Origin of the sequence: Dyadobacter sp. CY326 (genome assembly GCF_021390515.1) — a bacterium.
Taxonomy (GTDB): Bacteria; Bacteroidota; Bacteroidia; order Cytophagales; family Spirosomataceae; genus Dyadobacter.
In genome coordinates, this window is sequence record NZ_JAJUXI010000007.1 from 432526 (window position 1) to 439526 (window position 7001).

The following is a 7001-nucleotide window of genomic DNA, read 5'->3' on the forward strand; positions in this document are numbered from 1 at the left end:
ATATAGAACAAGCCGTTTCAGCAATGAGGCGGCTTGTTTACTTTGACCCACAATCGATATTTGACTAAATTCAAAAAATGAAAACCATATTCCTTTCCATTGCCCTATTAATTCCAAGCATGCTGTTTGCCCAAACCAACACACCTTCTGAACTCACATTTGCAACCTATAATGTGAGCATGGAAGCAGAAAACTATGTTCCAAAAGGCACCAAAGATATTTCTGAACAAGTGCTGATTAAGGAACTGGCTTCCGGCAGCAACGCGCAAATCCACAACATTGCCCGGATCATTAAAACGGTCCGTCCGGACGTGATCCTGCTCAATGAATTTGATTATGTTAAAGATCCGAGTCAGGGCATTCTGCAATTTGTCAAAGCTTACCTGAACATTGATTCGGAGGGGCAAAAAGCCATTGATTATCCTTATTGCTATTATTCGACCGTCAACACGGGACAACCGAGTCCGTTTGATCTGGACAACAATGGGAAAGCCGAGCAGTTTGGTGCGGATGCGTGGGGTTATGGATTGTATCCGGGACAATATGGAATGGTGCTCTTATCAAAATATCCTATTGATATGACGCAAGTGCGGACCTTTCAAAACTTCAAATGGAAAGACATGCCGGGAGCATTGCAAACCAAAAAACCTGATAACAGCGATTGGTATGCACCCGAAGCCTGGCAGCAGTTTCCGCTTTCTTCCAAATCGCATTGGGATATTCCGATCAAAGCAGGCAATAAGACGATCCACGTCTTAGCCAGCCACCCCACTCCGCCAACATTCGACGGACCTGAGGACCGTAATGGCAAACGCAATCACGATGAGATCCGGTTTTGGAAAGATTACATCAGCGGAGAACAGGGCGCTTATATTTATGATGACAAAGGAACGCGTGGTGCATTGAAAGCAAATGACTCATTCGTTATTCTGGGCGACCAAAACGCTTCGCCGGATGAAGGCAACGCCATCACCGCAGGCATTAAAGCGCTGCTCAGTCATCCGAAAGTCAACAATGATTTCACACCGGCTAGCAAAGGCGGCCCGCAACACAGCAGCAGCAACCCTTTCGCCAAAAACCACACGGCCGTCTGGCGCATGCGCGCTGATTATGTGCTGCCATCTCGCGCAGGATTTACCGTCTTGGACAGCGGCGTTTTCTGGCCTGAAAAAGGAGAGCCATTGGCAGACCTGGTCGAAAAGCGGGAGTCAACTTCGGATCACCGGCTGGTTTGGGTGAAGGTTAAGGTTAAGTTGCAATAAGAAAGGTTGCTAGTAATCTAAATCCGCATCACAAAAATTAGGGCGCAAAAAAAGGCGGGAACCAGCACAATGCTGATCCCCGCCTTTTTATTTCGGAGCAATTACTGCTGCCCTCCTCCCCCATACATGTTAAAAGCAGTCAGGTGCTTCTGGAATATGGCTTCGTATTTTTTGGCAACTGCTTCCTGCTTGGCTTCGCGGCATTCCTGAACGATGATCTGCATGATGTAGAGATAAACGTTGGTGTCGCGGCGCCTGGTTGTGTTGTTATCCTTGGCCCAGGTTAGCACTTCGTCGGAGCGGTTTGCCATAGTTTCGGCAATTTCCAATGCTCTTTTTGTTTCTCCCAAATCAAACAATGGCCCTATAAAATTGGCCGAGAACTGGTCGTAAGGAATGCTTTTGTCCGGCATTGTCGCAAGCGATTTATCAATAGCTTTCTTGGCCTCATCCTTACGGCCGTCTGCTATCAGCTGACCCGCCAAACGCAAGAATGCTATGCGCGCTGTGGCAACGGGTGAACCAAGATATGTGTTATCGTAATACGTGTTCGGATTGTCGAGTTCGCGCCAGAACATCTTGTTCATCAAGTTGTTATACATCACATCCGAATTCACATAACCATCACTTGCGCCTGGCACTTTTACTGGCAACAAACGATATGCATAACCTTCCAGCTGCATGTATTCTTTCAGATTCATGTAACTTGAACCGCCTAATGTTGATGAGAAATAAATTGGTCTGATCCAGTCGTTGGTGGCAATGATATCAAGCATGATCAGGTCCGATTTATACAAATCACCTTTACCAATTGTCCAGCTGATGGAATCACTTACGAAAGGAATAAGATCGCTTTTGATAATATTCATCTTCTTCACTGCTTCTGCATTGACTGGCAAGAAAAGTACCGAAGATGGCAGAATTGACGTCATATCACCACTTGTAAGCGGAACCTGGATGGCTTTATTTTCTTGCTTAACCAATCCAAGATATTCTTTCAAATTGATTCCGGCTTTCACGCTTGGGATTTCGTAGAAAGGCACAATGTCATTCTTTCCAAAAGCATAGTTGCTCTTATCCAATGAGATCGGCAATGCTTCTGACAAATAGGTTTTGCGTTTCATCTGATCGATATACCAGTCTGTTCCCAACAAGCTGAGGTTACACACGCGCACATCGGTCCGGAAACCTTCCACTTCCTGCACATACCACAATGGGAATGTATCATTATCGCCGCCTGTGAACAGGATTGCATTGGGCGCACAAGAATTCAAAAGGTTTTTGGCAAAATCAACAGAGTGAAATCTATTGTCGCGGTTGTGATTATCCCAACCTTTTACACCCATAATCAGCGGAACAACCAAGCAAATTGCCGTTGCAGCGCCAGCACGTGTGGTCGCATTCTTAACAAACTTGTTCAATGCATCGGCAACTGAAATTACGCCAAAACCGATCCAAATACAGAAAATATAGAATGATCCAACATAAATGTAATCACGTTCGCGCGGCTCCGTTGGCGGGGAATTCAGATAAACAACAAGCGCGACGCCTGTCAAAATGAACAACAGACCGAGCACGAGTAAATCACGCTTTTGCCTGAAATAAACGACCACAATTCCCAGCAAACCAAGAATAAACGGCAGCATAAAATAGTTGTCATGTGCCTTGTTATTGGCAATCGGTCCGGGATATTTCTTGCCTGCATCCCAAGGAAGCATGTTGCCGGCCCCTTCCTCGTCACTTTCCCGACCTACAAAATTCCACAGGAAATAACGCCAATACATGTGCCCGATCTGATAGGAAAACATGAACGACAAGTTTGCGCCCATTGTAGGCTTCTGGCCTTCCGCCAGTCCAGTCATTTGCTGGTAAAGCTGCGGGTGACCCGACTGCGTGGAATACATCCGCGGCAGCAACATGCTGCTCCCCGGTTCATACTCATATTCAGGACGGTAGTCATAGATTGCGTATTTGCCATCTTGCTTGCGATACATAGGCGCACCGCGCTTTTGGCTTACCGGACGCGACACGAATGATGGTCCGTAAAGCAGAGGACGGCTGCCATATTGCTCTCTTTTCAGATAAGAAACAAAGCTCAAAACGTCATTCGGATTGTTTTCATTGATCGGCGGATTGTATTCTGCGCGCACAAGCACCATCAGATAACTTGCATAACCGATCAAAACAAATGCGAGTGATAACAAGCTCGTATTCAGCAACACATTGGCTTTTTGGTGCGAATAGCGGATTCCCCAAATAATAGCGCCAATGAAAATAATGATGAAGAATATCACTCCGGATTTGTAAGGAAGTCCGAGTGAATTGACAAAGAAAATCTCAAATTTACCGGCAACGCTTGGCAAACCAGGAATGATCCCTGAATTGATAATGGCAAGAATAACCAGTCCGCCAGCGAAGGCAATAACGCCACCTAAAACGCTTCTTTTTGGATATTTCTTGAAATAATAAACAAGCGCCAATGCAGGAATTGTCACCAAGTTCAACAAATGGACACCAATGGAAAGACCAACCAGATAAGCGATAAAAATCAGCCAGCGGTTCTCAGCAGCAGGATCTTCCACGCGTTCCCATTTGAAAACGGCCCAGATCACGATGGCTGTAAAGAACGAAGACATCCCGTAAACCTCGGCTTCCACGGCCGAAAACCAGAATGAATCTGACCATGTGTAGGCAAGCGCACCCACGATTCCAGCGCCCATTAGCAGGATGATGTCTCCCTGCGTAAGCTCATCGTCATTTTTTGAAATAAGCTTGCGGGCAAGTAATGTGATTGTCCAGAACAGGAAAAGAATGGTGAAGGCACTGCTCATCACCGAAACCATATTTACCCAATAAGCAACATTGGTCAAGTCACCAAAGGCAAAAAGCGAAAAAAGGCGCCCTATTAACAGGAAAAAAGGTGCTCCCGGAGGGTGTGGCACCTGAAGTTTAAAAGCACAAGCGATAAATTCTCCGCAATCCCAAAAACTGGCAGTTCGTTCAACTGTAAGCGTATATGTGATTAATGCAATTGCGAAAACAATCCAACCCGTAAGGTTGTTGGAACGGTTGAAACGGGTCATTTGACAGACAGTAAATTTAAAATGTTATATGCACGATGCGCAAAGATGGCAACTCTTATTGAGCAGTTTTATCAATGGTCGCCAAAATTAGCAAAATTACCTCAACACCAAGTTCTTCCTTCTCTTAAAAAGTGTTAAGAAACCAAAAGCATTTCACTTGTAAAAGATCCATTTGGCCAGCTCACGGTAACTGACTTTTTTACCATACATAAGAATGCCGACGCGGTAAATTCTTGCTGCAAGCCAGGTCGTGCCCATGAAGCCGAGCACCAAAAGAACCATTGAAAGTGCGATTTCCCAGGCTGGAACGCCAAAGGGAATGCGGACCATCATGATAATCGGCGATGTGAAGGGAATGATTGAAGTCCAGAAAGCCAGGGTGCCGTCGGGGTCGCGGAGGACGAATTGGGCGAAAACAAAGGAAAAAATAATGGGTAACGTAATGGGCAGCATAAATTGCTGCGTGTCTGCATCATTGTCGACGGCCGCTCCCACGGCGCCGAAAAGCGCACTGTAAAGCAAATAACCTCCCAAATAATAGAACAGAAAGCAGCCTAAAATTAATGGAATGTTCAAGCTGCTGATTGCGCCTAAAACCTCTGCAACTGGATTTTCAACATTGCTGCCGGGCATTCCGGAAGCAGGCATGCCTTTTTGCATTTTTTGCATTTCCTGAGCCACCTCAGGTGATTGTTCGGCCATTCTGTTGCTTAAAATTGCTGATGTTGCACTTGTTAAGGCTGTTGTGAGTAAAATCCAGAGCACAAACTGCGTAAGGCCAACCAATGCGACTCCAATGATTTTGCCCAGCATTAAATGGAATGGCTTCACCGAAGAAATGATCACTTCAACAATGCGACTGGTTTTTTCCTCAGTTATTCCGCGCATGACCTGCGTGCCGTAAATGAAAACCGACATATAAATCAGGAATGCACAAATGCCGCCAATTACCGTCGCCGCGCCTGAACTGCTCGTTTTTTCACCTTCTTCGCTCAGACTGATGGTTTTTGAACTCACATTGACGCGGGAATCTTCCAGAATTTTGTGCGTAATGCCCGCTTCGCCTAGCTTAATGTCTTCAATTTCTTTCTCAATGACCTTTTCAATTTCTGATTTCAGATCCATGCTGACATTCTTAGCAGCATAAATCCGGACACTTTTTGGCTCCTTAATGACGTCTTTTGGAATGTAAACCAATGCATTTGCCGCGCTGCCTTTGAATGCCGACTTGGCCGAATCGAGCGAAGAATCCAGATAGGTGAATTTCAATGTTTCGTTATCCTTAAACTCATTCTTGAACAAGCCGCTTTCATCCAGGACCTGAACCGTTTTCGTGTCCACCGAACCGATTGCAATCCAGATCACAGCTGCATAAAACGCAACGAAAAGCAATGGTCCGAGCAAAGTCATGATCAAAAATGACTTCTTTTTAACCCTGACCAGATATTCTCTTCTGATAACTAAAAATATATTGCGCATTGGGAAAGGTTTAAATGTTGAGAATGCTGCTGCTATGCCTCCGGAACTTCATTTACGGAACGCATGAAAATGTCGCTCATGCTCGGAATGTTTTCGCCAAATGACCGGATTTCCGCTTTTGGAAGCAGATCCCGGAGCAAATCGTTAGGACTGGCATTCTCGCCTAAATGAATGTTGGTGCGTCTGAATCCGTTTTCAAGTTCTTTTTCGGGTGTTAGCGTGTAAAAATCTTCGAGCCCGCTCAGGTCGCCTTTGTATTCCACGAAATAAGTGTGGGTTTTAAATTGCTCCTTAATGAGCTTTTTAGGGCCATCAAGTACTTTTTTAGCTTTGTGAATCAATGCAATGTTATCGCAAAGTTCCTCAACGGTTTCCATCCTGTGCGTTGAAAAAATGATTGTGCTGCCGTTCTGTTTCAGTTCCAAAATCTCGTCGCGGATGAGATTGGCGTTGATTGGGTCGAAACCCGAGAACGGCTCATCCAGAATGATCAGATCGGGCTCGTGCAGAACGGTGGAAACGAACTGGACTTTTTGCTGCATTCCTTTCGACAAATCGGAAACACTTTTGTCCCACCAGGTTTTAATGTCAAATTTAACAAACCACGTTTTAAGCTTTTCCATGGCCTGTTTTTGGGATAGCCCTTTCAATTGCGCCAGATAAAGCAGCTGCTCGCCAACTTTCATTTTTTTGTAAAGCCCGCGTTCCTCAGGTAAGTAGCCAATCCGCGAAATGTGATTTTGATTCAAATGCTGCCCGTCGAACAGAATTTCGCCTTTGTCCGGGCCTGTGATCTGATTGATGATCCGGATCAGAGACGTCTTACCAGCTCCATTCGGGCCTAATAAACCGAAAATGCATCCTTTCGGAATGTTAATACTGACATCGTCCAATGCAACATGATTGGAATATTCCTTCGTTACATTCCTGACTTCGATGATATTCATATTTAAGGGAAAGGTCTGTGACAGCGGCCGATCGTGCGGCAACCAAAAATGCAAAGTAATGTGTGACCGGATTAAAGTTACAGTATGAGCGCTAATTATTCCGGGATTAGTGGTAAAATAAAAAAAGCGGGCGGATCATGGACTGAACCCCAAAAGTTGGACGAGTTTAAGAATTAACGATTAGTGTGATGAGCTCGGTATTGTACCGGGCTCATTCCGTTTAAATTCAG

Annotated in this window: 4 protein-coding genes; 1 reads left to right on the top strand and 3 read right to left on the bottom strand. The window is 45.2% G+C overall.

Annotated elements, in window-relative coordinates; genetic code table 11:
* The first annotated feature begins 77 nt into the window (after positions 1-77).
* Positions 78-1262, top strand: coding sequence for an endonuclease/exonuclease/phosphatase family protein (locus LZG73_RS16560; protein WP_233852417.1), 1185 nt, complete (start codon positions 78-80; stop codon positions 1260-1262).
* Between the two features lie 101 nt (positions 1263-1363).
* Here the strand turns inward: LZG73_RS16560 and LZG73_RS16565 are convergent, their stop codons facing one another.
* The 3 genes from LZG73_RS16565 to LZG73_RS16575 form a co-directional block, all read right to left on the bottom strand.
* A complete protein-coding gene (locus LZG73_RS16565; RefSeq protein WP_233852419.1) occupies positions 1364-4345 on the bottom strand; it encodes a DUF2723 domain-containing protein in 2982 nt (993 codons plus the stop codon).
* 153 nt (positions 4346-4498) lie between these two features.
* On the bottom strand, positions 4499-5824 hold the full coding sequence (locus LZG73_RS16570) for an ABC transporter permease (protein ID WP_233852421.1): 1326 nt from the start codon (positions 5822-5824) through the stop codon (positions 4499-4501).
* Between the two features lie 32 nt (positions 5825-5856).
* Positions 5857-6771 carry an ABC transporter ATP-binding protein gene (locus LZG73_RS16575; RefSeq protein WP_233852429.1) on the bottom strand — a complete coding sequence of 305 codons (915 nt, stop codon included), beginning with the start codon at positions 6769-6771 and terminating at the stop codon, positions 5857-5859.
* Between the last annotated feature and the right edge of the window lie 230 nt (positions 6772-7001).